General features: G+C 66.0%; 31 protein-coding genes. 13 read left to right on the top strand and 18 right to left on the bottom strand.

All coding sequences use genetic code 11. The features are described from left to right. Positions 1-89: 89 nt before the first annotated feature. The 5 genes from Q322_RS20610 to Q322_RS0104600 all read left to right on the top strand — a co-directional run bounded on the left by Q322_RS20610 (position 90) and on the right by Q322_RS0104600 (position 4,714). A complete protein-coding gene (locus Q322_RS20610; protein WP_245593137.1) occupies positions 90-482 on the top strand; it encodes a DoxX family protein in 393 nt (130 codons plus the stop codon). A gap of 230 nt (positions 483-712) precedes the next feature. Next, the gene (locus Q322_RS0104615; protein WP_051668197.1) at positions 713-1,438 is read left to right on the top strand and encodes a phospholipase A2; all 726 of its coding nucleotides are present in this window, start codon (positions 713-715) and stop codon (positions 1,436-1,438) included. A gap of 324 nt (positions 1,439-1,762) precedes the next feature. Continuing rightward, positions 1,763-2,449 (top strand): hypothetical protein, encoded by a 687-nt coding sequence (locus tag Q322_RS0104610; protein ID WP_029476396.1) that lies wholly within the window; start codon positions 1,763-1,765, stop codon positions 2,447-2,449. A gap of 247 nt (positions 2,450-2,696) precedes the next feature. Beyond that, positions 2,697-4,040, top strand: coding sequence for a sensor histidine kinase (locus tag Q322_RS0104605; protein ID WP_156952885.1), 1,344 nt, complete (start codon positions 2,697-2,699; stop codon positions 4,038-4,040). After that, positions 4,037-4,714, top strand: coding sequence for a response regulator (locus Q322_RS0104600; protein ID WP_029476392.1), 678 nt, complete (start codon positions 4,037-4,039; stop codon positions 4,712-4,714). Before Q322_RS0104605 ends, Q322_RS0104600 begins: the two co-directional genes overlap by 4 nt. A gap of 104 nt (positions 4,715-4,818) precedes the next feature. On the opposite strand, the gene Q322_RS23085 is transcribed toward Q322_RS0104600, so the two are convergent. Genes Q322_RS23085 through Q322_RS23080 form a run of 3 tightly spaced genes read right to left on the bottom strand, consistent with a single transcriptional unit; the run spans position 4,819 to position 5,324 of the window. Continuing rightward, the gene (locus Q322_RS23085; RefSeq protein WP_156952884.1) at positions 4,819-5,049 is read right to left on the bottom strand and encodes a hypothetical protein; all 231 of its coding nucleotides are present in this window, start codon (positions 5,047-5,049) and stop codon (positions 4,819-4,821) included. A gap of 33 nt (positions 5,050-5,082) precedes the next feature. After that, positions 5,083-5,217, bottom strand: coding sequence for a hypothetical protein (locus tag Q322_RS24755; protein WP_281173616.1), 135 nt, complete (start codon positions 5,215-5,217; stop codon positions 5,083-5,085). Continuing rightward, the gene (locus tag Q322_RS23080; protein ID WP_211248867.1) at positions 5,214-5,324 is read right to left on the bottom strand and encodes a heavy metal-associated domain-containing protein; all 111 of its coding nucleotides are present in this window, start codon (positions 5,322-5,324) and stop codon (positions 5,214-5,216) included. The genes Q322_RS24755 and Q322_RS23080 overlap by 4 nt, the downstream gene beginning before the upstream one ends. A gap of 186 nt (positions 5,325-5,510) precedes the next feature. Between Q322_RS23080 and Q322_RS0104590 the strand changes: the two genes are divergently transcribed. Then, entirely contained in the window at positions 5,511-5,729 is a 219-nt protein-coding gene (locus Q322_RS0104590; RefSeq protein ID WP_415831096.1) for a CopZ family metallochaperone, read from the top strand. Between the two features lie 56 nt (positions 5,730-5,785). Continuing rightward, positions 5,786-6,049 carry a metal-sensitive transcriptional regulator gene (locus Q322_RS0104585; protein WP_029476388.1) on the top strand — a complete coding sequence of 88 codons (264 nt, stop codon included), beginning with the start codon at positions 5,786-5,788 and terminating at the stop codon, positions 6,047-6,049. A gap of 82 nt (positions 6,050-6,131) precedes the next feature. Here the strand turns inward: Q322_RS0104585 and Q322_RS0104580 are convergent, their stop codons facing one another. From Q322_RS0104580 to Q322_RS0104560, 5 genes are all read right to left on the bottom strand, one after another. Then, a complete protein-coding gene (locus Q322_RS0104580) occupies positions 6,132-6,449 on the bottom strand; it encodes a hypothetical protein (RefSeq protein ID WP_245593136.1) in 318 nt (105 codons plus the stop codon). A gap of 244 nt (positions 6,450-6,693) precedes the next feature. Beyond that, the gene (ilvA, locus tag Q322_RS0104575; protein ID WP_029476383.1) at positions 6,694-8,244 is read right to left on the bottom strand and encodes a threonine ammonia-lyase, biosynthetic; all 1,551 of its coding nucleotides are present in this window, start codon (positions 8,242-8,244) and stop codon (positions 6,694-6,696) included. Positions 8,245-8,622: 378 nt separating this feature from the next. Further along, positions 8,623-9,180 carry a P-loop nucleotide/nucleoside kinase family protein gene (locus Q322_RS0104570; protein ID WP_029476381.1) on the bottom strand — a complete coding sequence of 186 codons (558 nt, stop codon included), beginning with the start codon at positions 9,178-9,180 and terminating at the stop codon, positions 8,623-8,625. Continuing rightward, complete coding sequence (locus Q322_RS0104565) at positions 9,177-9,731, bottom strand: P-loop nucleotide/nucleoside kinase family protein (RefSeq protein WP_029476379.1); 555 nt, start codon at positions 9,729-9,731, stop codon at positions 9,177-9,179. The genes Q322_RS0104570 and Q322_RS0104565 overlap by 4 nt, the downstream gene beginning before the upstream one ends. 107 nt (positions 9,732-9,838) lie before the next feature. Beyond that, the gene (locus Q322_RS0104560) at positions 9,839-10,276 is read right to left on the bottom strand and encodes an OsmC family protein (protein ID WP_029476377.1); all 438 of its coding nucleotides are present in this window, start codon (positions 10,274-10,276) and stop codon (positions 9,839-9,841) included. 85 nt (positions 10,277-10,361) lie between these two features. Here Q322_RS0104560 and Q322_RS0104555 point away from each other — a divergent pair, with 85 nt between their 5' ends. Continuing rightward, complete coding sequence (locus tag Q322_RS0104555; RefSeq protein WP_051668194.1) at positions 10,362-11,231, top strand: alpha/beta hydrolase; 870 nt, start codon at positions 10,362-10,364, stop codon at positions 11,229-11,231. Between the two features lie 64 nt (positions 11,232-11,295). On the opposite strand, the gene Q322_RS0104550 is transcribed toward Q322_RS0104555, so the two are convergent. Continuing rightward, positions 11,296-12,237, bottom strand: a complete 942-nt coding sequence (locus tag Q322_RS0104550) for a DUF808 domain-containing protein (protein ID WP_029476375.1) — start codon at positions 12,235-12,237, stop codon at positions 11,296-11,298. A gap of 131 nt (positions 12,238-12,368) precedes the next feature. Between Q322_RS0104550 and Q322_RS0104545 the strand changes: the two genes are divergently transcribed. Then, positions 12,369-13,271 carry a UbiA family prenyltransferase gene (locus tag Q322_RS0104545; protein ID WP_051668193.1) on the top strand — a complete coding sequence of 301 codons (903 nt, stop codon included), beginning with the start codon at positions 12,369-12,371 and terminating at the stop codon, positions 13,269-13,271. Then, complete coding sequence (locus tag Q322_RS0104540) at positions 13,256-14,644, top strand: phytoene desaturase family protein (RefSeq protein WP_051668191.1); 1,389 nt, start codon at positions 13,256-13,258, stop codon at positions 14,642-14,644. The genes Q322_RS0104545 and Q322_RS0104540 overlap by 16 nt, the downstream gene beginning before the upstream one ends. A gap of 50 nt (positions 14,645-14,694) precedes the next feature. Here Q322_RS0104540 and Q322_RS0104535 read toward each other — a convergent pair whose 3' ends face one another. The 9 genes from Q322_RS0104535 to Q322_RS0104495 form a co-directional block, all read right to left on the bottom strand. Continuing rightward, positions 14,695-16,446, bottom strand: coding sequence for a S8 family serine peptidase (locus Q322_RS0104535; protein ID WP_029476369.1), 1,752 nt, complete (start codon positions 16,444-16,446; stop codon positions 14,695-14,697). A 478-nt stretch (positions 16,447-16,924) separates the two neighbouring features. Further along, the gene (gene pruA / locus Q322_RS0104530) at positions 16,925-18,496 is read right to left on the bottom strand and encodes an L-glutamate gamma-semialdehyde dehydrogenase (protein ID WP_029476366.1); all 1,572 of its coding nucleotides are present in this window, start codon (positions 18,494-18,496) and stop codon (positions 16,925-16,927) included. Then, complete coding sequence (locus Q322_RS0104525; RefSeq protein ID WP_051668188.1) at positions 18,489-19,391, bottom strand: SDR family oxidoreductase; 903 nt, start codon at positions 19,389-19,391, stop codon at positions 18,489-18,491. Before Q322_RS0104525 ends, pruA begins: the two co-directional genes overlap by 8 nt. A 17-nt stretch (positions 19,392-19,408) precedes the next feature. Further along, complete coding sequence (locus Q322_RS0104520; protein WP_029476362.1) at positions 19,409-19,831, bottom strand: hypothetical protein; 423 nt, start codon at positions 19,829-19,831, stop codon at positions 19,409-19,411. Further along, positions 19,828-20,760, bottom strand: coding sequence for a proline dehydrogenase family protein (locus Q322_RS0104515; protein ID WP_029476359.1), 933 nt, complete (start codon positions 20,758-20,760; stop codon positions 19,828-19,830). Before Q322_RS0104515 ends, Q322_RS0104520 begins: the two co-directional genes overlap by 4 nt. Before the next feature lie 64 nt (positions 20,761-20,824). Continuing rightward, positions 20,825-21,502, bottom strand: a complete 678-nt coding sequence (locus tag Q322_RS0104510; protein ID WP_029476357.1) for a GntR family transcriptional regulator — start codon at positions 21,500-21,502, stop codon at positions 20,825-20,827. A 56-nt stretch (positions 21,503-21,558) separates the two neighbouring features. After that, positions 21,559-22,026 carry an MgtC/SapB family protein gene (locus tag Q322_RS0104505; RefSeq protein WP_034417584.1) on the bottom strand — a complete coding sequence of 156 codons (468 nt, stop codon included), beginning with the start codon at positions 22,024-22,026 and terminating at the stop codon, positions 21,559-21,561. Positions 22,027-22,107: 81 nt separating this feature from the next. Next, positions 22,108-22,695, bottom strand: a complete 588-nt coding sequence (gene msrA / locus Q322_RS0104500) for a peptide-methionine (S)-S-oxide reductase MsrA (RefSeq protein ID WP_051668187.1) — start codon at positions 22,693-22,695, stop codon at positions 22,108-22,110. Positions 22,696-22,813: 118 nt separating this feature from the next. Next, entirely contained in the window at positions 22,814-23,566 is a 753-nt protein-coding gene (locus tag Q322_RS0104495) for a TSUP family transporter (protein WP_029476351.1), read from the bottom strand. A gap of 68 nt (positions 23,567-23,634) precedes the next feature. On the opposite strand from Q322_RS0104495, the gene gluQRS reads away from it, so the two are divergent. Genes gluQRS through trpA form a run of 3 tightly spaced genes read left to right on the top strand, consistent with a single transcriptional unit; the run spans position 23,635 to position 26,680 of the window. Beyond that, positions 23,635-24,549 (top strand): tRNA glutamyl-Q(34) synthetase GluQRS, encoded by a 915-nt coding sequence (gluQRS, locus tag Q322_RS0104490; protein WP_051668185.1) that lies wholly within the window; start codon positions 23,635-23,637, stop codon positions 24,547-24,549. Between the two features lie 56 nt (positions 24,550-24,605). After that, the gene (trpB, locus tag Q322_RS0104485) at positions 24,606-25,868 is read left to right on the top strand and encodes a tryptophan synthase subunit beta (RefSeq protein ID WP_034417581.1); all 1,263 of its coding nucleotides are present in this window, start codon (positions 24,606-24,608) and stop codon (positions 25,866-25,868) included. Beyond that, positions 25,865-26,680 (top strand): tryptophan synthase subunit alpha, encoded by an 816-nt coding sequence (gene trpA / locus Q322_RS0104480; RefSeq protein ID WP_029476347.1) that lies wholly within the window; start codon positions 25,865-25,867, stop codon positions 26,678-26,680. The genes trpB and trpA overlap by 4 nt, the downstream gene beginning before the upstream one ends. The last annotated feature ends 44 nt before the right edge of the window (positions 26,681-26,724 follow it).

The raw sequence follows: 26,724 nt of genomic DNA, 5'->3' as shown, positions 1-26,724 counted from the left end.
GGATCAAGGTCATCCCTAAAGTGTATGTCGGAGGCTGATAAAATCCGGTCCATCTCTGAACAGCAAAGGAATGATGGCCGCCGTGCGCGTTGCGGCACACTCCCGCCATCACTCCAGCAGTCTCCTTTCCGCAGAATGCCGCCCGCCTGCTGCTGGGCGCGGCCCTCGCGTTTGCGGGCAGCGGCCACCTGACCTTTTTGCACCAGGATTTTCAGGCGCAGGTTCCCGACAGCCTGCGGCTGGGCTGGATCATGGCCGCCTTCTCTGTGGTGGTGTTTCCCGGCAATATCTTGCAGGACCTGACCCACCGCGACGCCTCCGGGCTGAACTCGGACCGCGCCCGTCTAACAAGGCTGTTCTTTCAGCCAGCGTTGGTGGCGTGGGCGCTGGAGTACCGGGGCGTGGGCAGCGCGGAAGCACAGGGGTTGAAAATCTGGAGCGTGCCGATGCTCGCGCCTCAGCCGCTTCTGCCAATAGAATGAGATAAATATAAAGCCTCCTTTAATTTTCCACTGACTTTCGGCAGTGGGCAACTGGGGTGCCGAAGCCTAAGCTCTGATCAGTTCCACAGTTCGGTTCTTTCGCAACAGCTCCACCGCAGCCCCATCACAGTCGCGTTCAGTCGCCGCTGTTGGGAGGCGAGAGACTGTCGGATCCTTGCCCCGCCTTGCACTTCAGCATGGCCCCCAGCTCTGTTCCAGGAGGTTCCACCATGAAATACCCCGGGATTCATTTCGGACTCGGTTCTGTGTTGCTGGGCGCGCTGGTGCTGACCTCCTGCGGATCACAGGGGGGAACGGCCAGCACGCCGCCTGTCCCTGTGGCCATCACCGAAGCGGTGGCCACGGCAGGACCGTCGGTGGCCGAGCAGATCGCCGAGTTCGCCGCGCGCCCCGAACTGCAAGACGCCGAGAGCCAGGCCATCCTGAAGGAATATGCCAACGATCCACTGCTGCTCCAGGGTCTGAAAGAAGCCTACGGTTTGCCCAACGAGGGACTGAACGCCGAGGCGCTGGCCCTTCAGGCTGGTCCGGCAGAGGGCCTGAGCGCACAGGCCACCGGCAAGGCGGGATATGCCCAGAGCGTCGCCTGGGGCAGCATCAGCCATTATTTCGCCGAGCGGCGCTCGCCCAACTACAGCGGCCTGGACTGGAACTACGACGGCTGTAGCGCCCCCAAGGGTCTGGGCCTGGGCTACAACACCTTTTTCCGTAACGCCTGTAACGTGCATGATTTTGGCTACCGCAATCTGCCCAAGCTCCGTCCTGTTGCCTACTGGCCCTACAACAAGGCCATGACCGATTCGGCCTTCCTGAGGAATATGCGCTCCCTGTGCAACACCAAGAGCTGGTATGCCCGCCCTGGCTGCTACGCCGCCGCGCAGGCCTATTACAGCGCGGTCAATAGTGCGTTCGGCTGGCTCAAGTGGCACCGCTAGGCACTCGGTAAGCCGTGGGCCACGGTTTCATTCTGCGGCTTCATTCTGCGCCGCCCCCGCGATTCGGGACCCATTTCATCTGTCCAGTCCGTGCCTAGAGACCCCTCTGTACAAAGCTTCTCTGGCGCGTCCAGACCGTCTGTGCCCCATGTTTCCAGCTCAGGGAGGTTGATCTTCGTCCAGATACCCGCGTCAGCCAACTGACTTTTGTGGTGATTTCCTCTGCTTCCGCCGTCCCCCTCACGTCATTCCCGGAAGCGCTTCTTCTCTCCCGGCGCGCAGCGCTCGTCTGACCCGCGCGCCCGTCATTCCCGGAGGCCCACCATGTTCCATTCCACTGTCCCCGTCCGCCGCAGCGCCACCGCCGCCTTTCTGTCCCTGATGATCACCCTGAGCGCCTGTGGTCAGACCCCGCTGACCAGCGCGCCGGCCCCGGCCCCGGCGGCTGCCGAAACAGCCGAAATCCCGGCCACCCTGACGCTGTCGCCGGACGCGCAGGCCAACCAGGACCGCACGCTGGGCGTCGCGGCGGCGCGTGGTCTGAGTGTCCTCTCGCAGGTCACCCTGGAAGAGGCGGGCGTGCCCACCAGCTATCTGGAGGCCACCACTGCGGCAGGCGAGCCGGTCATGCTGCTGGGGACCGTCGAGGCGGGCGCACCCCGCTACGCCGAACTGCGGACCCTTCCCGCAGGCCAGAGCGGCAACGGCGGCGCGCCGTTCGTGATCACGGGCCTGACTGCTCAGGGAACGGTGGCCACGGGTCTGGCGGCCCAGGGTGTCAGCGACTGGGTGTTCAACAAGCTGGTGTACCTGATCAACAAATACAAGCACTCTCCGCGCTGGCTCAAGGCCGCCCTGAAAGGTCCGATCCGGGGTGTGATCAAACTGATCATCGGTGAGGCGATTTCCAGGGGCTGCACCTACGCCTTCAATACGCTGGCCAGGAAACTGCACGCCTCGGGCCGCTGGGTGCCGTTGAGCCGCGATCTGCTGTGCGAGATCATCGTCTAGCACAAAGGTACGGACGTGGGTGGCCAGCGCGGATCCGTTCTGGCCGCTCCTCTCTTTGAACCCGGTGCAGACAGGGGCAGCAGGCAGGTGCCGCCCGCGTACAGTACGGTGTCTTCCCCCTCAATTCACCCGCTTCCCTCGCACCTGATCCCCGGGACCTGATGTTGCCGCTTCTGGCCGTCCCCGTTGCCCCTGGGCCGGTGTTTCCGGCCACGATCCTTCCTCCTTCCTCCCTGCCGAGGCCACCATGACTGTTCTGCTTCCTCCTCCGGTTGCTCCGTCCAGCTCCCCGACAGGCCAGGTCAAGCGTGCTGCACGGCGCTGGTTTTCGCTCATAGGTGCCCCGGCAGCGCCCCCCCTTCCCGCCGCGCCGCTGGCCGAGATCCGGCGCGGTATTCGCTGGACTGGCGTGCTGCTGTGGACGGTGCTGCTGGCGCATTCGCTGCTGGCCCCGCCCAGCCGGGAGGGACTGACCCAGGGGGAACTGCTGCCCTGGGTGCTGGTCATGCTGGGTTTTCTGGTGGTGTTCGTCACGGCGACCTCATTGCCGGATGGCCTGAAATGGCAGCGGCTGGCGCTGTCTCTGGCAGCGCTGGAATCGGTGCTGGCGCTGCTGGGCAACGAACTGCTGGACGGCAACAGCGTGCTGGCCGGGCTGCTGCTGGTGATCGCGGCCCAGGTGGCGGTAATCGTCCCGGTGCGCTGGGCGCTGGTGTGGGTGGCCGCCCAGACCGTGGGGCTGATGACCATCTACCTGACGTACTGGAGTGCGCCGGACGCGTGGTCCTACGGGACCGGCTACCTGTGCTTTCAACTGTTTGCCGTGACCACCGCGCAGACCGCCGTGCGCGAGATCAGGGCCAGGCGGCAACTGGCCGAGGTGGTGGATGAACTGCGGGCCACGCGCGCGCTGCTGGCCGAAGCCAGCCGTCAGGCCGAACGCCTTCAGATCTCGCGCGAGCTGCACGACCTGATGGGCCACCACCTGACCGCGCTGGGGATGAACCTGCAAGTGGCGCTGCATCTGCTGCCGCCCAGCCCGGCCCGGGGGCATGTGGAGCAGGCCGGAACGCTGGCCCGCACGCTGCTGGGAGACGTGCGCACCGCTGTACGCGGCATGCGGGAGGCTGCCCCCTGTGATGTCCGGGCCGAGATCGAGGCGCTGGCCCGCGCGGCGTCCCTGCCCTTCCACCTGAGTTTCTCGCCCGGCTTCAGCGTGCCGTGTCCGGTGCAGTCGCAGGTGCTGCTGCGGACCGTGCAGGAGGGCCTGACCAACGCCGTGCGGCATGCCGGGGCGCGGCAGGTGTGGCTGGACTTTGCCTGCGTCGCGGACCGTGACGGCGGGGCACGGAGTCTGACTCTGCATACCCGCGACGACGGACACGGCACCCGCAACCTGCAACCCGGCTGCGGCCTGAGCGGCATGCGCGAGCGCCTGGAGAGCGTGGGCGGCAGCCTGGAGGTGCGCGCCATTCCTGGCCAGCCGCTGGAACTGCTGGTGCGCCTGCCGTTGCCCGGCCCGGTAGCGGCGGCAGGCTCCGTGTTTGCCCAGGGTTCAGGCCCAGCTACTGAAGGAGGGAAAACGCCGTGATCCGGATCTGCATCGTGGAAGACCAGACGCTGGTGCGCCAGGGCCTGTGCAGCATGCTGGCCCTGGCCGGGGACATGACGGTGGTGGCCGAGGCCGAGGACGGCGAGCAGGCCCTAACCACCGTGCCGGATGCCCGCCCCGACGTGCTGCTGCTGGATTACCGGATGCCCCGCCTGGACGGCCTGGGGGTGTTGCGGGCGCTCGCCGCAGCGGCACAGGCGCGGGGCGTTCCGCTGGTGCCCACCCTGATCCTGACCACCTTTGAGGACGACGAGTTGTTGCTGGCCGCCGTGCAACTGGGGGCCAAAGGGTATCTGCTCAAGGACGTGTCGCTGCCGGTGCTGCTGGAGGCCATCCGCACGGTGGCGGGCGGCGGGCGCTGGCTGCAACCCACCCTGACGGCGCAGCTCCAGCGCGGCCTGAATGAACTGCGCCCTGCCCGCGAGCAAGGCCACCGGGACCACATAGACCGTATGGACCCCGTTGCTCTGACGGGCCGTGAAAAGGAGGTGTTGCGCCTGATGGCGGGCGGCTTCAGCAACCGCGAGATCGCCGGGCTGATCACCACCACCGAGGGAACCATCAAGGGCTACGTCTCCAGCATCCTGTCCAAGATGGGCGTCCGCGACCGCACCCGCGCCGTCCTCAAGGCGGTGGAGTGCCGCATGCTATAGCGCCCCGAAAAAGAAGGCCCCCGCTATAAACAAGCCCTCTCCGCAGGAAGTGGATCTGGCGAGAAGTCTTGTGGCAAGTCAACAGCAGGCATTTGTCGCATGCTTCAGCCGTCCCGCGCCCCGCTGGACTCATACGGACTCCGAAATGCCGCAATTTCCTTCGCCTTGCGGGCGCGGTCAGCGTCCAGATGGGATTGAGACTGGGGGCCTCGTCCGGCACGTTGTACCCGGCTCCCGCACCGATTGCCGCACGGCAGCATGGCGGCACGTAAGGACATCAAGCTGGCCCGCTCGGTGGCGGCGAGGTTGACGCTGGCGCTCGGCAGCCCCCGCAAGCCGTGCTCCACCCGCCCTACTGGCCTCGTGGGTTAGACCTCCACAGGAATGGAGAGTTCCGGCCTGCGCGTCTCGTCGCTGGTGCCAATCACGGTCGTCACAACCTGAGTGGCGTTCGTCAGCGCCGGATCATGGGTCACGCTGGCCTGCTCCGTCGCCAGGTTCACGGCGGCGTCCGCACGCCGTCTGCCTTTTGCAGCCCGCGTTCTATCCAGCCCACGCAGGCAGCGCAGGTCATCCTGGCAATGTCCAGACCGACAGTCTTCCCCGTCATAATATCTCCACACCCCCCTGGGGAGGATAAGGCAGGAGGATTGGCAACCCATTGAAGACAGCCGATGAAGGCAGACCCTTCCAAAGGTCTAGGAGCAACAGTTAATTGAGATTTCTGCTTTTGGTTCCCTTGCCCTTTAGACCTCTCTACTTGACCCTCCTCCCCCCTGGGGTCTACTATTGACCCATGACTACTCCCATGACCACCGAACTGAAAGTTGACGGCATGACCTGCGGCCACTGCGTGGGGGCTGTGGAAAAGGCCCTGAAGGGCGTAACGGGTGTGCATGACGTGCAGGTTGATCTGGAGGGCGGCAAGGCCACCGTCCACGGCGACGCCGATACCGGGGCCATGATCAGTGCCGTGGCCGAGGAAGGCTACGCCGCGCAGGTGGCGAACGGGTGACCAGCGCCGGGGCAATTGCGAACGCCCCACACTGCGCCGCCTGGGGCAAACTGTGCATGCCGGAGGACGCCCGCAAACGCGCCCGCCGCCGCCTGAGCATCGCGCGCGGCCACCTGGACAGCATCGTGCGGATGCTGGATGATCCGGAGGTCTACTGCGTGGACGTGCTGCGGCAGATCAAGGCCGTGCAGGGCGCGCTGAGCGGTGCGGGCGACGTGGTGCTGCGCGGTCATCTGGAAGCGCATGTGGCGACGTCCGCCGAACGCGGTGACAGCGTGGAATTGGTCGAAGAGGTGATGGAAGCGCTGCGCTACCGCTAACGCCGTCAAAAATTCTGAAGGTCAGAACGCAGCATTTCTTCTGGTGTTCTGGCCTCCAGACTTTTAGACCTGCCGACCCGCGTCATCCCAGCGGCACTGCCTGCCAGTCGGCTTCCTGGGTGTCGTTGGTCCTGTGCTGGCCTGTGGTTCCCACGCTGCGGCAGATAAAGCTCATCAGCGGGAGGGTTTTGCTGCCTGCGATCAGGGTGTAGGTACCGTGTTCGGCGGCGTCATGGGTCCGGCCCGCGCTGTGGCCGAAGGTGACCTCGGCGTTGGTGCCCTTGCGCAGGCCGGGCAGATCAGAGCGGACAATCTTGCCCTTGAAGACCCGGCCAGGCTCATTCGTCTGGCCGTGCCATGCCCCGTGGATGGTGATGATCTGCTCGCTCGTATGAACCATGCGGTTCAGCATACGGCTCCGGCGTGAAGGGCACGGGCGGAGGAGGTCGGCAGGTCTGTACGAATTCTCAACATTCTGGGTGCAGCGGCAACCATACCGTCCTGCGGTCATTCCCAGACATTCGGGACCGCCACCGAGTGTACGTTCATTGCCGCGAGGTAGTGTTTTTCGCCATTTGCTCCGCTCGGATTCGGCCTCGACCTTTCGCAATTTGGGGTCAGGCCGCAGATCAGAACAGACAAAATCAGGTCAGAAAGAGCCGGTACGCCGGGTTGTGCGTCATTTCGGTGGACGGATAGCCCAGGCCGCGCACAAAGGCGGCGAAGTCGTGCTCATCGCCGTCTGGCACCTGCACGCCCGCCAGCACCCGCCCGTGGGCGCTGCCGTGGTTGCGGTAATGGAACAGGCTGATGTTCCAGCGCCCGTGCAGGTGCGTCAGAAATTCCAGCAGCGCGCCGGGGCGTTCCGGGAAGGTGAACGAATAGACGCGTTCGCCCGTGGCCTCCGGGGCGCGGCCCCCCACCATGTGCCGCACGTGGACCTTGGCCAGCTCGTCGTCGGTCAGGTCCAGGACGGCGTAGCCGCGCGCCGTCAGAGTGTCCACCAGTTCCCCGCGCTGCCCGGCAGAGGCCAGTTGCACACCCACAAAGATCTGCGCCTCGGCGCGCGGGGCGTAGCGGTAATTGAACTCGGTCACGGCCCGCGCGCCGATCACCTCGATAAATTCGCGGAAGGCTCCGGGGCGCTCCGGAATGGTCACGGCCAGAATCGCCTCGCGCTGCTCTCCAATCTCGGCCCGCTCCGAGACGTGGCGCAGACGATCGAAGTTGACGTTTGCGCCGCAGGTCAGGGCCACCAGTGTTTCGTCCGTCAGTGCCTGTTCCGTCGCGTATTTCTTGAGACCCGCCACCGCCAGTGCCCCGGCGGGTTCCATCACGGCGCGGGTGTCGTCGAACACGTCCTTGATGGCCGCGCAGACCTGATCGGTGTTGACGCGCACCCAGTCGTCCACGTAGCGGCGGGTCAGGTCAAAGGTGTAGGCCCCCACCTGCTTGACCGCCACCCCATCCACGAAGATGCCCACCGAGTCCAGGCGCACCCGCGCGTCCGCCTGCAAGCTCTGGTACATGGCGTCGCTGTCGTCCGGCTCCACGCCCACCACCTTGACATCGGGACGCAGCGCCTTGATCACGCTGGCCACGCCCGCGATCAATCCGCCGCCGCCCACCGGCACGAAGACCGTATACCCGTTGCCCGTTTCCACCTGCCGCAGCAACTCCAGCGCCACCGTGCCCTGTCCGGCCAGCACCAGCGGATCGTCGAAGGGATGCACGAAGGTCAGGTCCAGTTCCTTTTGCAGCGCGTAGGCGTGCGTTTCGGCGTCGGAAAAGCTGTCGCCGTGCAACACCACCTCGGCCCCACGGGCGCGGCAGCCCTCGATCTTGATCTCGGGTGTCGTCGCGGGCATCACGATCACCGCGCGCATCTTCAGCTCCTGCGCCGCGTAGGCCACCCCCTGCGCGTGGTTGCCCGCCGACGCTGTGATCACGCCCCTCATCCGCTGTTCTGGTGAAAGTTGCGCCATCTTGTTGTACGCGCCGCGCAGCTTGAAGGAGAAGATCGGTTGCAGGTCCTCGCGCTTGAGCAGCACGCGGTTGCCGGTGCGTTTGCTCAGGCCGGGGGCCTGGCTGACCGGCGTTTCAATCGCCGCGCCGTACACCTTGCCGGTCAGGGCCAGGCGCAGCACGTCCATCGCGGTCATCTGGCCGGGTTCAAAGGTCTGGGTCTGGATCATGGGTCGGTCCTCCATCGGGCAAAAAAAGCCCCCGCGTCTGTGGCGGGGGAACCTCCGGGCAGCGCGGCGGCTGTCAGGTGTTGTCCCCTGAGCCGCCGGTAATTCGCGCCGCGTTCATAAGGGTGAGGATAGGGGAGAGGGCGGGGGTTGGGCGGCCAGGAAGTAGACAAGGGAGACCCAGCCCCCAGCCCCCTATCCCCTTGGGGGCAGGAGGATCGGGCGCGCGGGGCGGGGGTTGGAGATAGGCGGTCCTGCCTGGTGCCCCGCTCCGTGACGTGACGTGCGGCCCGTCCGCTGCGCGCCCGACGGCCTGCGATGGCCGATTTGTTTACGGTGCTGGTCGTTCCTCGGACGCTTTGAAGACGCTAGAGCTGCTTCTCAAAACAGCGCCCCCGAATGCTCTGCGATCAGCCGCGCCGCGTCCGCCGGGGCCAGCGCCGAGGTGTCGATCCCGATGGCGTCTGGCGGCGCGGCAAGCAGGCCGGAGGTTTCGAGGGCGGCACGCAGGATGGCGGGATCACGCAGTTTCGCCCGTTTCAGACGTTCGGGCAGGGGCAGACGCCGCTCCAACTCGTCTAAAGGGCATGCCAGCCACACGGGCAGATACTGTGCTCCCCTGGCCGCCGCAAGATCGCGCACCAGTTGCAGGGCGGCTGGCCCAGACGGGCGGTTCGTCAGATAGCTCGTGAAAATCTGGCTCACGTCACGCGGGGCCAGGCGGGCGGCTTCCAGCCCCAGCTTGCGGACCTGCGCGGCCAGCGCGTGAATCTCCTCAGGGATGGGACGCAGGCCGTCCGCGCCGTAGGGCCTGAACACGGCGTCATTGAACAGATGGTTATCCAGCAGCACGGCTCCGGTCAGCGCCGACAGTTTCAGCCCGACGGTCCGTTTGCCGCTGCCCGGCGGCCCCACCAAATGGAAGACGCGCGGAGTCATCCGGTCCGCTGTATGAATCCGACGATGCGGCGCGCGGTTAGCTCTGGCGTCAGCGCGGACGTGTCCAGCACCAGCGCGTCGGGCGGGGGCGGCAGATTTCCGGCCTTCGCCATCAACTCGCGCAGGCGCAGCGGGTCACGCAGTTTCAGCCGTTCGGCCCGCTCTGGCAAGAGCATCCGGCGTTCCAGTTCGGGCAGTGGGCAGGTCAGCCACACGGGCACGAAGGGCACGCCACGTTTGGCGGCCAGTTCGCGCAGGCGTTCCACATTGCGCCATTCGCATTCCTCTGCCGTCAGGTAATTGGTGAGGATATGCGCCAGCGTGGGCGGCGCGTGGAGCATGGCCGCCCGGACCGCTCCTCGCACGTCGAAACACAGTTCCCAGACCTCTGCCGAAACCTCACCGTCGCTGCTGACCCCGGCGGCCAGGAACACCGGATCATTGGTCAGATGGTTGTCCAGCAGCGCCGCGCCGGTCAGCGCCGAGAGTGCCTTGCCCACGGTGCGTTTGCCGCTGCCCGGCGGCCCGACGAGGTAAAAGAGGTGACTCATGTGTTCAGCCTAGCTGCGAGACAGGGGCGGACGCATCGGCCACCTGGCAGATGGGCAAACAAAAACGCCCCAGCCGAAGCGGAGCGCTCGTTCTCGTCCTCTGATTGCTATTCCAGCACAGCCTCGTGCGTGATTTTCACGTTGCCCTGCATGACCTTGCTCAGCGGACACGTCTCGGCGGCCTGCTGAACATGCTTTTCAAATTCGGCCTGGTCAATGCTGCCCACCTTGCCGCGCACGCTGAGTTTCATGGCGCTGACCTTGAAGCCGTTCCCCTCCTTGACCATCTCGCAGGTGGCTGCCGTGCGCACGTCCTGGGGATCGTGACCGTCGCCCGCCAGCAGGGCACACAGTTGCATGGTGAAGCAGCCCGCGTGCGCGGCGGCCAGCAGCTCCTCCGGGTTGGTGCCGGTGCCGTTTTCAAAGCGCGTGCTGAACGAATACTGCGCCTTGTCCACCGTACCGCTCTCGGTGCTGATGTTGCCCTTGCCGTTCTTGAGGTCTCCCATCCACTGGGCGTTCGCCTTTCTCGCAATGTCTGCCATCTGCCTAGTCTGCCGCGCCAACCGCCTGGACCGTGACGACGGTGGTTTACGCAGGCTTTATCAGGGGAGCGCTACACTCCGGCCCATGAACCATCAACAGTGGCCGCATCAACAATGGCCGTATCAACAATGGAAAGTGCCGGGTGCGCCGGTCAGCGGCTATATCTGGACGGCGCAGAGTCCGCGCGGCGCGGTGCTGATCTCGCACGGCGTCGGCGAATACGCTGGCCGTTACGTCGAGCGCTACCACGCCCTGATTCCCACGCTGGCAGCGGCGGGTTTTACCGTCTACAGCTATGATCAGCGCGGCCACGGCCACTCGGAAGGCAGGCGGGCGGTGGTGGACCTGAACGTGCTGGTAGGCGATCACCTCAAGGCCCGCGAGGCGCTGCGGGGCCGCCCCGGCGACGATTCGCCGCTGCCGCTGTTCGCGCTGGGCCACAGCATGGGCGGCCTGGTCACGGCGGCCAGCGCGTCCCGCGATCCGCGTGGGCTCTCGGGCGTCATACTTTCCAGCCCTTCCCTGCTGGTGGGAGAGGACGAACCCGCCTGGCTCAAGGCGCTGGCCCCACTGCTGGCAAAGGTGGCCCCCGTCGCGCCGGTCAGCGATCTGGGCACCGGCCACCTGTCCCGCCTGGCCGATGAGGTGGCTGCCTACGAGGCCGATGAACTGATGTACCACGGCAAGGTCCGCGCCCTGACTGCCGCCACCCTGCTGGGCCTGAGCCACAAGCTCTGGGCCGAGTATCCCAACTGGACCTTGCCCACTCTGGTCTTCCACGGCACGGCAGATAAAATCACTGATCCGGCGGGCAGCGTGCGCTTTACCGACACCATTGCTAGCCCGGACAAGACATTGATCTTGCAAGACGGCGGCTACCACGAACTGCTGAACGACGAACCCCGTGAGGAAATCCGGGCGGCGCTGGTGCAGTGGCTGATGGACCGCACCTAGCGCATTGGTCAAAAGAGTTGCTCACTCTTGACCGAACGGAGTGAGTGAATTTTGCCGACCTGCCTCAGTGTGCCGCAGCCTTCTTTGGCCGCAGGTGCAGCGCCGCCACAATCATCCCGCCCAGCAGCACGCCCACGAGGGCGGACCCCAGCGTTTCTACCAGCCACTCCACCAGGCCCTGGGCAAACGGAATGGCGTGGCCTGCCGCCAGCGAAATCTCGTGCAGGGTGTGGGCGGGCCAGGTCAAGCCAAACTTATCCAGCCCGTCGATGATGATGTGGCCACCCACCCACAGCATGGCCGCCGTGCCGATCACCGAGAGGGCCGCCATGACGATGGGCATGCCTTTGACCAGCCCGCGCCCCAGCGCCTGGGCCGCCTTGGAACCGCTGGCGGCCAGCCGCACGCCAAAGTCGTCGGTCTTGACGATCAGGCCCACCACGCCGTACACCAGCGTCGTGATCATCAAGGCCACCACCACCAGGATCAGCGCGCGCGCGAAGAATGCCTGGTCCGCCACCTCGGCCAGCGAGATCGCCATGATTTCTGCCGACAGAATGAAATCGGTGCGGATCGCGCCGGAGACCATCTTTTCCTCGTGGTCGGCGCTGCTCAGCTTGATGACCTCTTCCTGCGCCGTGTCGTGGTGGCCCAGTGTGGCCTCGTAGAGCTTTTCCGCGCCCTCGAAACACAGATACGCCCCGCCCACCATCAGCAGGGGATTGAGTGCCCACGGCAAGAACTGGCTCAGGAGCAGCGCAGCGGGCAGAATAAAGACGATCTTGTTCTTCAGCGATCCCTTGGCGATGCGCCAGATGATCGGCAGCTCGCGCTCTGGCGTGAAGCCGGTGACGTAGCGGGGCGTGACCGCCGTGTCGTCCACCACCACGCCAATGGCCTTGACGCCCGCCTTGCTGGCCGCCGCGCCGATGTCGTCGATGGAGGCGGCGGCCAGTTTGGCCAGGGCGGCCACATCGTCGAGCAGGGCGACCAGGCCGCCGCTCAACGGCCCACGTCCATAGACGGGTGGTAAAGATAAAAGAACGCGTGCGGGAGCGGCCAGGAGGTCATCAGGAGTGCCATCCTAGCAAGACCGGGGCATCCACCCCTGACTGCGTCTTCTACAATGAACTTTGAATGCGAACGCGCGCCCGCCTCCATACGCCGCCCCCCTTTCCACTGCTGCCCGCGCGCCGACTGCTGACCGTCTCGCGGCCCGCGCTGTGGGTTAACACGGTGGGCACGCTGGTGACGGGCGTGTGGCTGACCGGGCGGCTGTACACCCTGGACCCCGGCATGCTGGCGCTGCTGCTGTACCTGACGCTGCCCTTCAACCTGCTGATCTACGGCCTGAATGATCTCTCGGACCGTGAGGAAGACGCCCGCAGTTCGCGCAAGGGCGGCTGGCAGGGCGCGCGCCTGACCGTGGCGGAGGGCGCTCCGCTGCTGACGGCGACGCTGGCAATCAACCTGCCTGCGCTGGCACTGCTGGCGCTGTTGCTGCCACCCGCCGCGTCCGCGCTGCTGGCCGTGTCCGCTGCGCTGTTCGCGGCCTACAGCCTGCCGCCGCTGCGCCTGAAGGGCCGCCCGTTTCTCGATGGCCTGAGCAACGTGGCCTACGCGCTGCCGCTGGCCCTGCCCGCGCTGGCGCTGGGCACCCCGGTCCCGTGGTGGCCCCTGCTGGCGTTGATGGCCTACTCGGTGGGCAAGCACGCCTTCGACGCCGCGCAGGACATTCCCGCAGACCGCGAGGCCGGAACGCATACGGTGGCCACGCTGCTGGGCGTGCGCGGAACTGTCGCCTACGCCCTGGCCTGGTTTACCGTGGCCGGGGCGTTGCTGCTGCCCGTCTCGGCGCTGACGGCTGTGGCGTTGTGGCTGACCTGCGGCGGCATGGCGCTGGTGCTGCTGCGCGATCCCACGCCGCAGCGGGCCGCCCGCCTGTATCCGCTGAGCATCGTGACGCCGTGGATCGTGGGCGCGGTGGCGGGCGTGGGGCTGGTCTATCTGCTGGCGCGCGGACTGTGGACCGGCCTCTGAAGTCGGATTTGAGCGGCGGCATCCTGGGCGTCGGTATTCTGGGCGGCGGGCTGGCCGGGCTGGCGCTGGCGTGTCTGCTGGCAGGGCGGGGCCACCGCGTCAGCGTGTACGAGCGGGACCGCGCGGGCGGCAAACTGCGCCGGGAAGAGGCAGGCGGCCTGAGTTTCGATACTGGCCCCAGCCTCTTCACGTTTCCGGGTGTGTGGATGGCATTTCTCGAACGGCTGGGGGAGGCAGATCCGCTCGGTCTTCAGCCGCTGCCCGGTGGCCTGGGCCTTCACTACACCCCACTCGGCCCGGTGCCGCTGCCTGTGCCGCCGGGTCACCCGCTTGACGCGGCCTGGCGCGCGTACTGCGCCAAAGTGCGGCCCCTCGCGCCCCAGATCGTCCCGCTGCTGATCACGCCGCCGCGCCTGACCGATCCAGTTTTTCTGCGGGCCAGCCGGGCGCTGTTTGCGGTGGTTGGCCCGCACCTGACCGCCGAGGGCTGGATTCGCGCCCAGCAGTTTCCGCCCGCGCTGGCCCACGCCATTCGCACGCACGCCCTGAATGCGGGTCTGTCGCCTGCCGATGCCCCCGCCCTGTACGCCCTGATTCCGGCGCTGGTCGGCGCAGAAGTGTACCGGCCTGCCGGCGGGATGGGGACTTTGCTGGACGTGCTGTTGGGCTTCGCTGCGGCGCGTGGCGTGGCAGTCTGGGAAGGTGTGGAGGTTACGCGAGTCCGATCTGCCACTTCCACCCTTGCCCTGAGCGGCGGCGAGATGGCCCGCCATGACCTGCTGGTGAGTGCGCTAGACCCACACCGACTGGCGAGATTGCGCGGATTGCGCGCCCACTCGCCCACCTCGAAACGCACGGTCAGCGGCGTGGCGATCTACGCAGCATTGCCCGAACCAGCGCCGTTGCCCGCCACTTCTGTTCTTCCGCCGTCCGACTTCCAGACCTTCCGCACTGCCATCCGTTCCGGAGCGTTGCCGCCCGACACGCTGGCCCTCGTTCACGCCGAGGGGCGCAGGCTGGCCGTCCTGCTGACCGCGCCCGCCACCGCGCGCCCGCTGGGGCTGGGGCATCCCTGGGTCCGGGGTCAGGTGGAGCGGGTAGAGCGGCGGCTGGGCGTGCCGGGTCTGCTGGCGTCTGCCGACGAAGTTCTGGCCCTGACCCCCGAACACTACGCGGCGGGCGGCCACCCCGGCGGCGCAATTTACGGTGCGGCCCTGCCCGTCTGGCGCGGCGGCCCCCTGCACCCGCAGCCCTACCGCCTAGCGCCCCGGCTGTGGCAAGTTGGCGCGGGCATACACCCCGGCGGTGGCATCCCGGCGATTCTGGGCGGAGCATTGATGGTGGACGGGTTGCTGAGCCAGCACCGACGGTGAAAGAGAGGAGGCCGCCCATTCCTCCGGGCGGCCACTGTTGTAGATGAATTTTATTGTCCGGTGATGGCCTTGACCGGGTTGACCAGACCATATCCGAAGTTGTTGTCCCGGCCCGCTGGCCCCAGGTCCCTGGCGGTGGACTTGAGCAGGCTCAGGAGCTGGGTGTTGCTCAGGGTGGGTTTGGCGGCCCAGACCACGGCGGCGGCAGCGCTGACGTGCGGGGTGGCCATGCTGGTGCCGTTGAAGTATTCGTAGTCGGCCCCGGTCACGCTGACCGTGCCCGTGGTGGGCAGTTTGCCCAGCAGGCCGGTGCCGTCGGCCTGGGTCAGTCCGGCCACCGGCACGGTGTAGGCGTTGGTCAGGCTCATGCCCAGGCTGCCCGCCACGTTGTTGTAGATCAGGACGGCGGTTGCGCCGCTGCCCACGGCATTGGCGGTCTTTTCCTCAAACGAGCAGCTTCCGCGCGAGATCAGGGCGATCTTGCCGCCCAGGGCCGCGTTGCGGGTGCCAGCGCCGCAGAACTCGTTGTTGGTGCCGCCCGCAGCCACCACCGTACCGCTGACGGTTCCCTTGCCGCTCAGGTCCGCCGCCTGCACGTCGCTGAAAGCCACGCCGCCGCCGCTCGCCGTCGCCGCCACGCCCTGTCCCAGCGGAATGCTGCTCAGCACGTCCACGCCCGGCCCGACCAAATCCACCTCAGGGCCAAAGTTGGAGAAGTCGGCCTTGGCGTCGTTGATATCGGTAGCCCCGATGGCCACCACGCTGGAGTACGCGGCAGGGTAAGACACTGCGGCCCCGTCATTGCCCGTTGCCGCGACGATCAATGCGCCCTTGCTGTAGGCCGAGCTGTAGGCGCGGTCCTCGGTCCGGCTCTTGCGCCCGCCGCCCAGGCTCATGCTGACCACGACCTTGGCCTCGGTGCCGCCCTGGGACTTGAGCTGAGACACGCACCAGTTCACGCCGTTGATGATGCCGCTGCTGCTGCCGCTGCCGCTGTCGCCCAGTACGCGGGCCATGTACAGGTTGATGCCGCTGGCGACGCCGCCCACGCCGTTCGGGTCCTGACCCGCTTGCAGGCCGCTGGCCCCGGTCCCCGCCCCGTACTGCGCGAAGACGGTTCCGGAAACGTGCGTGCCGTGGTGGGACACGTCGTTCAGGGCATAAGGATCATTGCGGTTGGTCTCGGTGGTGATGAAGTTCTTGAAGCCCTTGAGCTTGCGCTGAAATTCGGGGTGGTTGCCGTCGATGCCGGTATCGGTGATACACACCGCCGCACCCGCACCGGTGTAGCCCGACGTCCGCAGGGTGGGGACCCGCAGCGCCGCGTCGCCCCAGGTGGTCTCGCCGCTGGCCGTATAGAGGTCCTGTGCCTGCAAGTTCTGTGCACTCAGTCCGGCCTTGCCCTGACTGGCCTGCGCGTCTGTGCCGCCGCTGCGGCTGCCCAGGGCGTAGCGCAGCAGGTCCGGCTCCACGTATTCCACCAGTGGATTGGCCTGCAACTTCGCCAGCGCCGCCGGGGAAAGCCGGGCGGCGGCGGCGCTGATGTCGGTCCACTGGCCGGTCAGGGTGCCGCCCGCCGCCGTGATCGCCTGCACCTGGAGAACAGCCTGCTGACCCAGGTCCTGCACCCTCAGCGCGTCCTGCTTGAACCCGATCAGGTACGCGCCGCCGATGACCTCGTCGTTCGCGGAGGGGCTGGCTGCCGGAGTGGACGCGGTGGGAGCGGACACCTGCGGCTGCTGCCCGCACGCGGCGAGGGTCAGGGCGAGGGTGGCGGCCAGCAGGGAGCGTGAATAGGTCATGGCGTTCTCCTGAAAAAATGCGCGGTGCCCTGGGCCAGGCACGGCTGAGAAGGTTCACAAGAGGCAACGGATGCGAAACTCTGACAGAGAGAGCGGTCAAGGAGTTGACTCACCCGGCATGCTGTCATCCGGAAACATTGAACTGCGTTGAAGATGGACAATGTTAGTGTGACCCTTCCTACAGGTAAGGGTCTTGTCTAGACATATTAGAGCGAGTCTATTTCACACCTGTTTCTCAGCCGTAGGACGCCGGAACTCATGATATGATGGCAGTCAGTTTGGCAGAGGACCGACCTCGCGTGCGCTTCAGATGTAAAATTACGGATCATCTGAAGCCTCATTTACGCCTCAGACATTCTCACAAATTGGAACTGGGTGGCGCAGAGAAGGACAGATGGGCCGTGCAGATTAAAAAAGCCCTCCCCGTCATGGAGAGGGTGGAACGACCTGTCAGGTTGAGAAGTCGACGGAGCGTTCGTTACCAACGTTCTGTCACCGTCTTGAGCTGCATGAAGTTCGCCAGGTAATCTGGCCCGCCCGCCTTGGAGTCCGTGCCGCTCATGTTGTAGCCGCCGAAGGGCTGCACGCCCACGATGGCCCCGGTGATCTTGCGGTTGAAGTACAGGTTGCCCACCTCGAACTCCCGGCGCGCCTGCTCCAGCCGGTCGCGGTCGCGGCTGCACACGCCGCCGGTCAGGCCGTACTCGGTGGAGTTGGCAATAGCAAGCGCGTCGGCCCAGTCCTTTGCACGAATGACCGAGATCACTGGTCCGAAGATTTCCTCCTGCGCCAGACGGGCGTCGCGCTTCACGTCTCCGACAATGGTGGCCTGCACGTAGTAGCCCTGTTTGCCGTTGCACTCGCCGGGAGCCTCGCCGCCCAGCAGCACCTTGCCCTCCTGCGGCGCAATCTCCAGGTAGCCCTTGATCTTGTCGAAGCTCATCCCGTTGACCACGGCGGTCACGTTGGCGTTTTCCTCGCCCGTGCCCATCTTCAGCTTGCCCGCGCGTTCCACGAAGCCGTTGACCACGTCGTCGTACACGGCGTCCACCACGATCAGGCGGCTCATGGCGCTGCATTTCTGGCCGTTGAAGCCGAATGCGCCCTGCACGGCTGCCGTGATCGCCACGTCCAGATCGGCGGTCTCGTCCACGATCATGCCGTCCTTGCCGCCCAGCTCCAGCACCACTTTCTTGATCCACTTCTGGCCGGGCTGCACCCTGGCGGCCACCTCGTTGATGTGCAGGCCCACGGCGCGGCTGCCGGTGAAGGTGATAAAGCGCGTCCTGGCGTGCGTGGTCAGGTACTCGCCCACGTCCTTGCCCACCCCTGGCAGGAATTGCAGCACCCCGGCGGGCAGGCCAGCCTCATACATGATGTCGGCGATGAATCCGGCGATGAGTCCCGCGTCCTCGGCGGGTTTGGCGATCACGCAGTTGCCCACCACGATAGGGGCGGCCAGCATGCCCAGGAAGATGGCGCAGGGGAAATTCCAGGGGCTGATGGACACCCCCACGCCGAGGGGCAGCGACATCAGGCCGTTTTCCTCGCCCTCGAACCAAGTGGTCTCGCTGCTGCCGAAGCCTGAATACTTCATGGCGCTGCGGGCGTAATACTCCAGGAAGTCGATGGCCTCGGCCACCTCCACATCGGCCTCGGCGTAGTTCTTGCCCACCTCGATGCTCATCAGGGCGCAGGCTTCCAGGTGGCGGCGCTTGAGGATGGCCGCCGCCTTCAGCAGAATGCGGGCGCGGGCGTCCATCTCCCAGGTTTTCCACGTCTCGAACGCCTTCCACGCCCCCTGCAAGGCGCGTTCGGCGTCCTGAATGGTGGCTCTGGCCGTCGTTCCCACCACTTCGGAGGTGTCGCAGGGATTCAGGGAGGTCAGCTTCTCCTCGGTGTCCACGCGCTCGCCGTCGATGACCATCGGGTAGTGCTTGCCCAGCAGCTCGGCGCGGACCTTTTTGAGGGCGGCCTCGTAAGCCTGAACGTTTTCAGGCTGGGTGAAGTCGATGAAGGGCTGGGGGCGGTAATCCTGAATTTTAAGCATGGTGGTCTCCTTGAAGTAGTCCTGTGAGGGTGTGGGCGAAGTCTTCAATGCTGTGGGCCGGGCGGCCCAGCAATGCGGGCAAATCGTCCGAGACGTGTTTGGCAAGGCCCAGACGGGCGGTGGCGTAAATGGCTGTCATCACCAGCACTTCGGCCCGGCCCGCGCCGTGGCCGCGCATCTGGCGGTAAAAGGTGAGGGGGTTGGGGTCGGTGTAGCGGTACAGATGGCCGGTGACGCGGGTAAATATCTGGGCCACCTCGGCGTAAGTCAGGGCGTCCGGGCCGGTCAATTCATACGCCCTATTCTCGTGTCCGCCTTCAGTCAGGATGATGGCAGCAGCCTCGCCCACGTCATTCGCGTCTACAAAACTGGTGCGCCCGTTTCCGGCTGGCACGGCGATGATGCCCTTCTTCAAGTCCGGCAGATGCGTGGTGGTCAGGTTCTGCATGAAAAAGCTGGCCCGTAGAAAGGTATAGGTTGCGCCGTTGCCTCCCAGATGCTTTTCGAGCTGGGCGTGCGGCGTGAACGGCAGTCTGTCCGCTCCCTGAATCGACAGCAGCGCGAAGTGCCGCACCCCGGCCCCCAGCGCCACGTCCAGCGCCGGGAATACGGCTTTGCTGACCTGGCTGACGGCGGGTGGGCGCAGCACGAACAGCTTATCCAGCCCGTCAAAGGCGTTCAAATACGTCCTGCGCTGGCCAAATTCCATCATCACGAATTCAATCTGGGAGGGCGGGGCGTCCGCAAACGCCTGCCACGCCTTTTCAGGGTGACGGGCCAGCACCCGCACCCGCGCGCCGCGTTTCAGCAACTCCCGCACCAGCGGCGTGCCGACGTTGCCGGGCGCTCCAGTGACGCCGATCAGGGGGGCTACGGATGTGTTGAGGTCAGGCATAAGTAGCTCCTTGCGCTTCAGTCTTCATCCAGCACCCAGAACACGGTCCGCTGATCGGCGTGGAGGCTGTAGACGCCGATGTCGAAGGTGGCCGCTTCGATGATCGGCGTCCAACCCCTGAGCGGGCGGCCTGAAGCCAGTTCGGCAGGATCGTTGTTGCTATAGAGGTGGGCACCGGAGTGAATGGCGTCCAGATAGGTCTGTGCGAGTTCGGCAGCCTTGGCTGCTGGCAAGAGCGGCACGTCGTAAGCCAAGTCCTGCGTGAGCAGGTGGGTCAGGATGCGCCCGGCCTCCTCGCGGCTGAGTGGAAACGTGTCCTCTCTCGGCTGCCCAGAGCTGAGCCAATTCCACTCACCCTCCGGCGCACCCAGCACGATGACTTCGCCGCAGTCCCGCTGCGCGTTGACCTCTTCCTCGAACGCCGCCCAATCCATCGTCATCCCTTCAAAAAGCCCTTCAGGATGAACATCACGTTGGCTGGGCGCTCGGCAATTCGGCGCGAGAAGTACGGGTACCAGTCACGCCCGTAGGGGATATAGGCCCGCACGCGGCAGCCCGCCGCCGCCAGCTCCCGCTGCAAGTCGCGGCGCACCCCGTACAGCATCTGGAATTCGTAAGCGTCCTTGGGGATGCCGTGGGCCAGCGCGAAATGCTTGACATCCTCGATGATGCTCTCGTCGTGCGTGCCGACGTTGACGTAATTTCCGGCCTGCATGTGCGCGTACACCAGCTTGCGGTAACTGGCGTCCACGTCGGCCTTGTCGGGCATGGCCACCGATTCGGGTTCCAGGTACGCGCCCTTGACGATCCGCAGATTCGGGTGCAGGTCTTCCAGGCTGTCGCGGTCCTGTTCCGTGCGGTACAGGTAGCTCTGCAACACCGTGCCGACGTGCTGCGTGCCAAATTCCTCGGCCAGCATGCGGAATTGCTCCAGGGTCTGGTCCACGCGCGGGTGGTCTTCCATGTCCAGGCAGACGAAGCCGCCATACTCTCTTGCCTTGCCCACGATGCTCCGGGCGTTGGTCAGGCCCAAATCCTGCCCGTCCACGGTCTGGCCCTGGCCCACGGCGGACAGCTTGATGCTGGCGTAGGGCGTGATTCCGGCGGCGTGCGCGGCGTCCAGCAGGTGCAGGACCTTCTCGGCAAACTCGCCCGCTTTTTCCGGCGAGGCCACGAACTCGCCCAGCAGGTCCAGGTTGCCCTGAATGCCCTCGGCCTGCAATTCCTGCACGGCGGCAATCGCGCCGTCCACCTCTTCACCGGCCACGAAGCGCTGCGCCAGGCCCCAGCCCTGCTTGCGGACGATATTTTCCACGAATTTCTGTCCCGAAACGGTCAGGACGGCCTTGCGGTAGATCTGGTCAATCATGAAAAGCTCCTTGCTTGGGAGGTCTGAGGGTCAAAGGGGCAAAGGGTCTAGGGAGAGAGAAGACTCAGGCACCGGCCACCAGATCCTGCAAGACCAGTGCGCCGAAAGTGCGGACGTGCAGGCGGGCGGCCTTGCGGGCGGCGGCGGCGTCGCGGTCCAGCACGGCCCTGAGGATGGTGGCGTGCTGGACCGCAGTGTCCGGGTGGGCGTTGTAGGTGCGGGTCTGGTGCTTGATCAGGGCCACGCGCTGTTCCAGATCGCGCGCCAGATCGCCCAGCGCGGCATTGTGGGCGGCGTGGGTGATGGCGCGGTGAAAATTCAGGTCCAGGCGGGTCTGCTGGCGGTAATCGTCGCCCCTGGCCGCGCCCACCTCGTCTAGCGCGGCGCGCAGAGCTGCGGCGTCGGCGGCGGTGTGGGCGGCGGCGGCCAGCGCAGCGCCCAGTCCGTCCAGTTCCTCGCGCACGGCGTAGGTGTCGCGCGCCTCCTGAGCCGTCACGGTGCGGACGCGCACACCCCGGTTGGCCGAGCCGACGAGCAAGCCGTCCTGCATCAGCCGCATGATCGCCTCACGGATGGGGGTGCGGGACACGCCCAGCCGCTCGCCCAGCTCCACCTCGCCGATGCGTTCGCCGGGGGCAATCTCACCGTCCAGCACGGCGCGGCGCAGATGTTCGTACACGCCGTCACGCACCAGCACGGGCCGCGCGAAGGCGGCTGGCGCTGAATGCTTGGAAAGGGTCATGTGGATATTGTATACAATACTCCGGCGGACGGATGAGAGTATTGGAGGCCTGCTCACTACTCCCTGTCCTCAGCAGCATTCCCCTCTCCCTGCGCCAGACGCCGGACCACCGCCAGCGTGAAGAGGAACAGGACCGTGGCCCCGGTTGCCAGCACATACAGGTGCAGCCCGCAGGCCACGCCCACGCCCGCCGTCGCCAGCAGACCCGCCGCCGTGGTCAGGCCCTTGGCCTTCTGCCCCCGGTCCGAGAAGATAGCGCCCGCACCCAGAAAGCTGATGCCGCTGACCACCGCGCCCAGCAGACCGATCATGTCGAAGCGCACCCCATCGTCCCGGCTGCCGAACGAGTTGATCAGCGTCTCGGCCAGGACGACGAACAGCGCCGCGCTCATGCCCACCAGCATGTGCGTCCGCAGCCCCGCGCTGCGGTGCAGACGCTCCCTCTCCCAGCCAATCGCCCCGCTGAGGACAAAGGCTACCAGCAGGCCCTGCATCAGCTTCAGCTCGGTCCAGACAGATTCCATGCGGACAGTCTAAGCAGCTCCCGAAAAGAAGGCTGAGGCGCGTCCATCCCCGCCCCAGCCCTCTTCAATTCTTCCCCACACTCAGGCGTTAAGCTTCTCGGCGTAGTGCTTGCGGAGCTTGGCCACCTTGGGCGCGATCACGGCCACGCAGTACGGCTGGCGCGAGTTGTCGGCGTAGTAGTTCTGGTGGTAGTCCTCGGCCACATGAAACTGGGTGGCGGGTTCAACGCTGGTCACGATAGGCCTGCCGAACACGCCCTGCGCGTCCAGATCGGCCATGACCTCGCGGGTCTCGCGCTCCTGCTCGGGGGTCAGGGGAAACACGGCGCTGCGGTACTGGGTTCCGGCGTCCGCGCCCTGGCGGTTCAGCGAGGTGGGATCGTGGGTGGCGAAGAACAGGCCCAGCAGGTCCTTGTAGCTCACCTGCTGCGGATCAAAGGTCACGCGCACGGCCTCGGCGTGGCCGGTCTCTCCACTGCACACGCTGCGGTAATCGGGGTGCGGGGTGTCGCCGCCGATGTAGCCACTCTCGATCTTCTGCACGCCGCGCACCTGCTGCATCACGGCCTCGGTGCACCAGAAACAGCCGCCCGCCAGGATCGCCTGCTGCGGGTCGAAGGTTTCGGGTGACGGGATTTCGCTGGTGGGAGTTGTCGTGGCATCTGTCATGTCCCCATTCTGGCGCGGTAGCCAACTCTTAAGGACGCTGAAAGGCACGGTTGAGGGTTTAGGGAACGTTGATGCTGGGCGGATCACGGGCAGATTGGAGACGCGTCAGGCACTGCCCTCAACGTCCCAGCAACAGCCGCGCCGCCACCACCAGCACGATGCCGCCGTAAATCCACTTCACAAAGGCGCTGCCGCGCAACATCGCCATGCGTGCGCCCACGGTTGCGCCCAGCGCGTTGGCGACGCCCATCGGCAGGCCGATCCAGAAGACCATTTTTCCGCCGATCAGGAAGAAGATGAGCGCGCCCAGGTTGGTGGCGAAGTTGACGGTCCGCGCGTTGCCGCTCGCGCCCACCAGATTGAAGCCCGCCAGCGCGAACAGGAACATTAAAAACGTGCCGGTGCCGGGGCCGAGGAAGCCGTCGTAGATGCCGATGACGAATGCGCCGGGCAGCGTCAGGGCCAGGGTGCGGGCAGTCAGGCCGGGGTAATGGTCTTCCAGGCCAAAGCGTTTGTTGACCAGTACCAGCGCGCCCACGCCCAGGATCACCACGCCGATCAAGGTGCGAAACGAGTCCGGGTTGACGAAATGCACCAGATACGCGCCGAAGGCGCTGCCGATCAGGGCCAGCGGCAGCAGACGCACGATCAGCGCCAGTTCCACATGTCCCTTGCGCCAGTACTGAAGCGTCGCGCTGCCCGAACCGAAGATGGCGAGCAGCTTGTTGGTCGCCACCACCTGCGCCGGGGACAGGCCCATGAAAAACAGCGTGGGCAGCGTGATGGTACCGCCGCCGCCGGCCACCGCGTCAATAAATCCGGCCAGAAATGCCAGCGGGATGCCGTACAACAGGACTTCGGGACCAGGCACGGGGAGGACTGTAGCAGTTGGAGGAGCGTTGCTGACACTTCTCTGTACCCTGCGCTAGCCTCACGCCTATGAACGCGGGGAATCAGCCGGTGGTGGGCCGCTTTGCCCCCAGTCCCACCGGGGCCATGCATCTGGGCAACGCCCGCACGGCGCTGCTGGCGTGGCTGCACACCCGCGCGCACGGGGGCCGCCACCTACTGCGCTTCGAGGATCTGGACACGGGCCGCGTGCGCGACTGGGCTTGCGACGCCACGCGCCGTGATCTGGAATGGCTGGGCCTGGACTGGGACGCGGAATACCTGCAATCGGAAAGGCTGGAACTCTACGCCGAAGTTCTGGCCCGCCTGGCCACCTATCCCTGCACCTGCACCCGCAAGGAAATCATTACCGCCATTCAGGACAGCGCCGGAGCGCCGCACGGGGATGAGGCTGTTTATCCGGGGCTTTGCCGCTCTGGAAGAGGCCCGGATCGTCCCGCTGCCCAGCGTTGGCGTGTGCCAGATGAAACGGTCTGCATTTCCGACGAATTGACCGGAGAAACCCTTTGCCAGCATCTCCGCTCAGAGGTGGGTGACTTCGTGTTGCAGCGCAACGACGGTGTGTTTGCCTATCACCTAGCCGTGGTGGTGGACGACGCCGAGATGGCCGTGACCGACATTCTGCGCGGCACAGACCTGTGGACCGCCACGCCGCGTCAGGTGGCCTTGCAGCAGGCGCTGGGGTTTTCCACGCCGCGCTACCTGCATGTCCCCCTGATGACCGACTTCCGGGGCGAGCGTCTGGCCAAGCGGGACGGTGCGCCGCCGGTGATGGCCCTGCGGGAAGCGGGCGAATCGGCGGGTCAAGTCCTCTCCGAACTGGCACGGAGTCTTGATTTTCCGCCCTTTAACGCCGTTCCAGACGAGATCAGTGCGGCGGACCTCATTCCCGCCTGGCGTGAGTTTGGGCATTTTCATCCAGTGAAATCTTTGTCACAAACTTAGACAGGTTGTCTAAGTTTCCCGCCCGCGTCCTGTATCCAGAATCCTACGCTGGGGCCATGACCCTCACCCTCCCCAGCTATCCGCAACCGGATGAGCGCGGGCGCTTCGGGCGCTTCGGCGGGCGCTATGTCCCCGAAACCCTGATCCCCGCCCTGGACAATCTGGAAGCCGCCTACCGCGAGGCCAAGACCGATCCGGCTTTTTTAAACGAACTGGAACGCCTGCTGCGCGATTTCGTGGGCCGTCCCAGCGGGCTGTATCTGGCCGCACGCCTGACTGAACACGCGGGCGGCGCGAAGATCTACCTGAAGCGCGAGGACCAGAACTACACCGGGGCGCACAAGATCAACAACTGTCTGGCGCAGGCGCTGCTGGCCGTGCGCATGGGCAAACGCCGCGTGATCGCCGAGACCGGGGCCGGACAGCACGGCGTCGCGTCGGCCACCGCCGCCGCCCTGCTGGGTCTGGACTGTGTGGTGTACATGGGCGAGGAAGACATGCGCCGTCAGGAGCTGAACGTCTTCCGCATGCGGTTGCTGGGCGCAGAGGTCATTCCCGTGACCAGCGGCACCGGCACCCTGAAGGACGCCACCAACGAGGCCATCCGTGACTGGGTGACCCACGTGCGCGACACCTTTTACATCCTGGGCAGCGTGGTGGGGCCGCACCCGTACCCGGCGATGGTGCGTGATTTCCAGTCGGTGATCGGCGAGGAAACCAAGTGGCAGCTCAAGGAGCTGGAAGGCCGTGTGGTTCCCGACGCCATCGTCGCCTGCGTGGGCGGCGGCAGCAACGCCATCGGCATCTTCGCGCCCTACGCCTACCTGCCCGAAGGCCAGCGCCCCCGCCTGATCGGCACGGAAGCGGCGGGGGAGGGTGTGGAGACGGGCAGGCACGCCGCCTCGGTGGCCGGGGGCCGGATCGGCGTGCTGCACGGCGCGATGATGTACCTGCTGCATGACTTTGAAGGCCAGATCACCCCGCCGCACAGCATCAGCGCGGGCCTGGATTACCCCGGCATTGGCCCCGAACACTGCCTGTACAGCGAGACGGGCGTGGCCGAGTATGTCCCCGTGACCGACGCGCAGGCGATGGAAGGGCTGCAACTGCTGACCCGCCTGGAAGGCATCATTCCCGCCCTGGAAAGCGCGCACGCCATCTACCATGCCGTTCAACTGGCCCCCACGATGTCCCCCGATCAGATCATCGTGGTCAACCTGTCCGGGCGCGGCGACAAGGACGTGGCTGAAGTCATGCGCCTCCTGGCTAAGGCAGAAGACGCACCGATCAATGTTGAGCGTCAGGAGGTGCTGGCATGACCGCTGTTGAATCTAAGGGTGTGCAGTCCAGGGGTGTGGCCCGTATCCGCGCCGCGTTTGAGAATGCAAAGGCCGGGGGCCGCGCCGCCTTCATTCCCTTCATGACCGCCGGGTATCCGTCTGCCGCCGCCTTCCCCGCGCTGGCCGACGAGCTGCTGGCCCGCGCCGATGTGCTGGAAGTGGGGCTGCCCTACAGCGATCCGCTGGGCGACGGTCCCACCGTCCAGCGCGCCTCTGAGCAGGCGCTGGCGGACGGCACCAGCACGCGCCGCACCATTGAACTCGTGAAGGAGCTGCGGACCCGTCACGACACGCCCATCGTGATCATGACCTACGTGAATCCCATCTACGCTGTCGGCCCCCGCGAGTTCATGGAGCTGGCGCAGGCGGCGGGGGTGGACGGGTTGATCCTGCCCGATCTGCCCCCGGACCAGGACCTCGAAATCGCCGATCTGGCCGCCGAATACGGGCTGGCGGTCACCTTCCTGATCGCGCCCACCAGCACGCCCGAGCGCATCAAGCTGGTGGCCGAAGCGTGTACCGGCTTTCTGTATGCCGTCAGCGTGACCGGCGTGACCGGGGCGCGCGAGGGCGCGGCGCTGAGCGAGGTCCCCGCCATGCTGGCCCTGGCCCGCCAGCACACCGATGTGCCGATTGCCGTGGGCTTCGGCGTGGGGGACGCTCAGACGGCGCATGGGGTGGCGGGACTGGCCGACGGCGTGGTGGTGGGCAGCGCCTTTATCAACGCCGTGCGCGAGGGACGGGACGTGGCTGCGCTGGCCGAGAGCCTTGCGGACGGTTGCGTGCGCTAAACCTGAATCTGCTGACCTGTAAGAACTCCGCACGCTTTACTCTC

It is taken from the genome of Deinococcus frigens DSM 12807 (assembly GCF_000701425.1).
GTDB lineage: Bacteria > Deinococcota > Deinococci > Deinococcales > Deinococcaceae > Deinococcus > Deinococcus frigens.
The sequence above is the reverse complement of the archived record's forward strand: the minus strand, read 5'-3'. Positions and strand labels throughout refer to the sequence as shown.

Excerpts from the sequence above, each read along its gene's own strand:
- Q322_RS0104565 (WP_029476379.1), bottom strand. The coding sequence starts at position 9,731 with ATGAGTCACCTCTTTTACCTCGTCGGGCCGCCGGGCAGCGGCAAACGC.
- Q322_RS0104580 (WP_245593136.1), bottom strand. The coding sequence starts at position 6,449 with ATGGTTCATACGAGCGAGCAGATCATCACCATCCACGGGGCATGGCAC.
- Q322_RS0104555 (WP_051668194.1), top strand. The coding sequence starts at position 10,362 with ATGAACCATCAACAGTGGCCGCATCAACAATGGCCGTATCAACAATGG.
- msrA (WP_051668187.1), bottom strand. The coding sequence starts at position 22,695 with ATGACAGATGCCACGACAACTCCCACCAGCGAAATCCCGTCACCCGAA.
- Q322_RS0104520 (WP_029476362.1), bottom strand. The coding sequence starts at position 19,831 with ATGACGATGGATTGGGCGGCGTTCGAGGAAGAGGTCAACGCGCAGCGG.
- ilvA (WP_029476383.1), bottom strand. The coding sequence starts at position 8,244 with ATGATCCAGACCCAGACCTTTGAACCCGGCCAGATGACCGCGATGGAC.
- Q322_RS0104535 (WP_029476369.1), bottom strand. The coding sequence starts at position 16,446 with ATGACCTATTCACGCTCCCTGCTGGCCGCCACCCTCGCCCTGACCCTC.
- pruA (WP_029476366.1), bottom strand. The coding sequence starts at position 18,496 with ATGCTTAAAATTCAGGATTACCGCCCCCAGCCCTTCATCGACTTCACC.
- trpB (WP_034417581.1), top strand. The coding sequence starts at position 24,606 with ATGACCCTCACCCTCCCCAGCTATCCGCAACCGGATGAGCGCGGGCGC.
- Q322_RS0104560 (WP_029476377.1), bottom strand. The coding sequence starts at position 10,276 with ATGGCAGACATTGCGAGAAAGGCGAACGCCCAGTGGATGGGAGACCTC.
- Q322_RS0104615 (WP_051668197.1), top strand. The coding sequence starts at position 713 with ATGAAATACCCCGGGATTCATTTCGGACTCGGTTCTGTGTTGCTGGGC.
- Q322_RS0104570 (WP_029476381.1), bottom strand. The coding sequence starts at position 9,180 with ATGACTCCGCGCGTCTTCCATTTGGTGGGGCCGCCGGGCAGCGGCAAA.
- Q322_RS0104510 (WP_029476357.1), bottom strand. The coding sequence starts at position 21,502 with ATGACCCTTTCCAAGCATTCAGCGCCAGCCGCCTTCGCGCGGCCCGTG.
- Q322_RS0104585 (WP_029476388.1), top strand. The coding sequence starts at position 5,786 with ATGCCGGAGGACGCCCGCAAACGCGCCCGCCGCCGCCTGAGCATCGCG.
- Q322_RS0104525 (WP_051668188.1), bottom strand. The coding sequence starts at position 19,391 with ATGCCTGACCTCAACACATCCGTAGCCCCCCTGATCGGCGTCACTGGA.
- Q322_RS0104545 (WP_051668193.1), top strand. The coding sequence starts at position 12,369 with ATGCGAACGCGCGCCCGCCTCCATACGCCGCCCCCCTTTCCACTGCTG.
- Q322_RS0104590 (WP_415831096.1), top strand. The coding sequence starts at position 5,511 with ATGACTACTCCCATGACCACCGAACTGAAAGTTGACGGCATGACCTGC.
- gluQRS (WP_051668185.1), top strand. The coding sequence starts at position 23,635 with ATGAACGCGGGGAATCAGCCGGTGGTGGGCCGCTTTGCCCCCAGTCCC.
- Q322_RS23080 (WP_211248867.1), bottom strand. The coding sequence starts at position 5,324 with ATGACGGGGAAGACTGTCGGTCTGGACATTGCCAGGATGACCTGCGCT.
- Q322_RS0104610 (WP_029476396.1), top strand. The coding sequence starts at position 1,763 with ATGTTCCATTCCACTGTCCCCGTCCGCCGCAGCGCCACCGCCGCCTTT.
- Q322_RS0104515 (WP_029476359.1), bottom strand. The coding sequence starts at position 20,760 with ATGATTGACCAGATCTACCGCAAGGCCGTCCTGACCGTTTCGGGACAG.
- trpA (WP_029476347.1), top strand. The coding sequence starts at position 25,865 with ATGACCGCTGTTGAATCTAAGGGTGTGCAGTCCAGGGGTGTGGCCCGT.
- Q322_RS0104505 (WP_034417584.1), bottom strand. The coding sequence starts at position 22,026 with ATGGAATCTGTCTGGACCGAGCTGAAGCTGATGCAGGGCCTGCTGGTA.
- Q322_RS0104605 (WP_156952885.1), top strand. The coding sequence starts at position 2,697 with ATGACTGTTCTGCTTCCTCCTCCGGTTGCTCCGTCCAGCTCCCCGACA.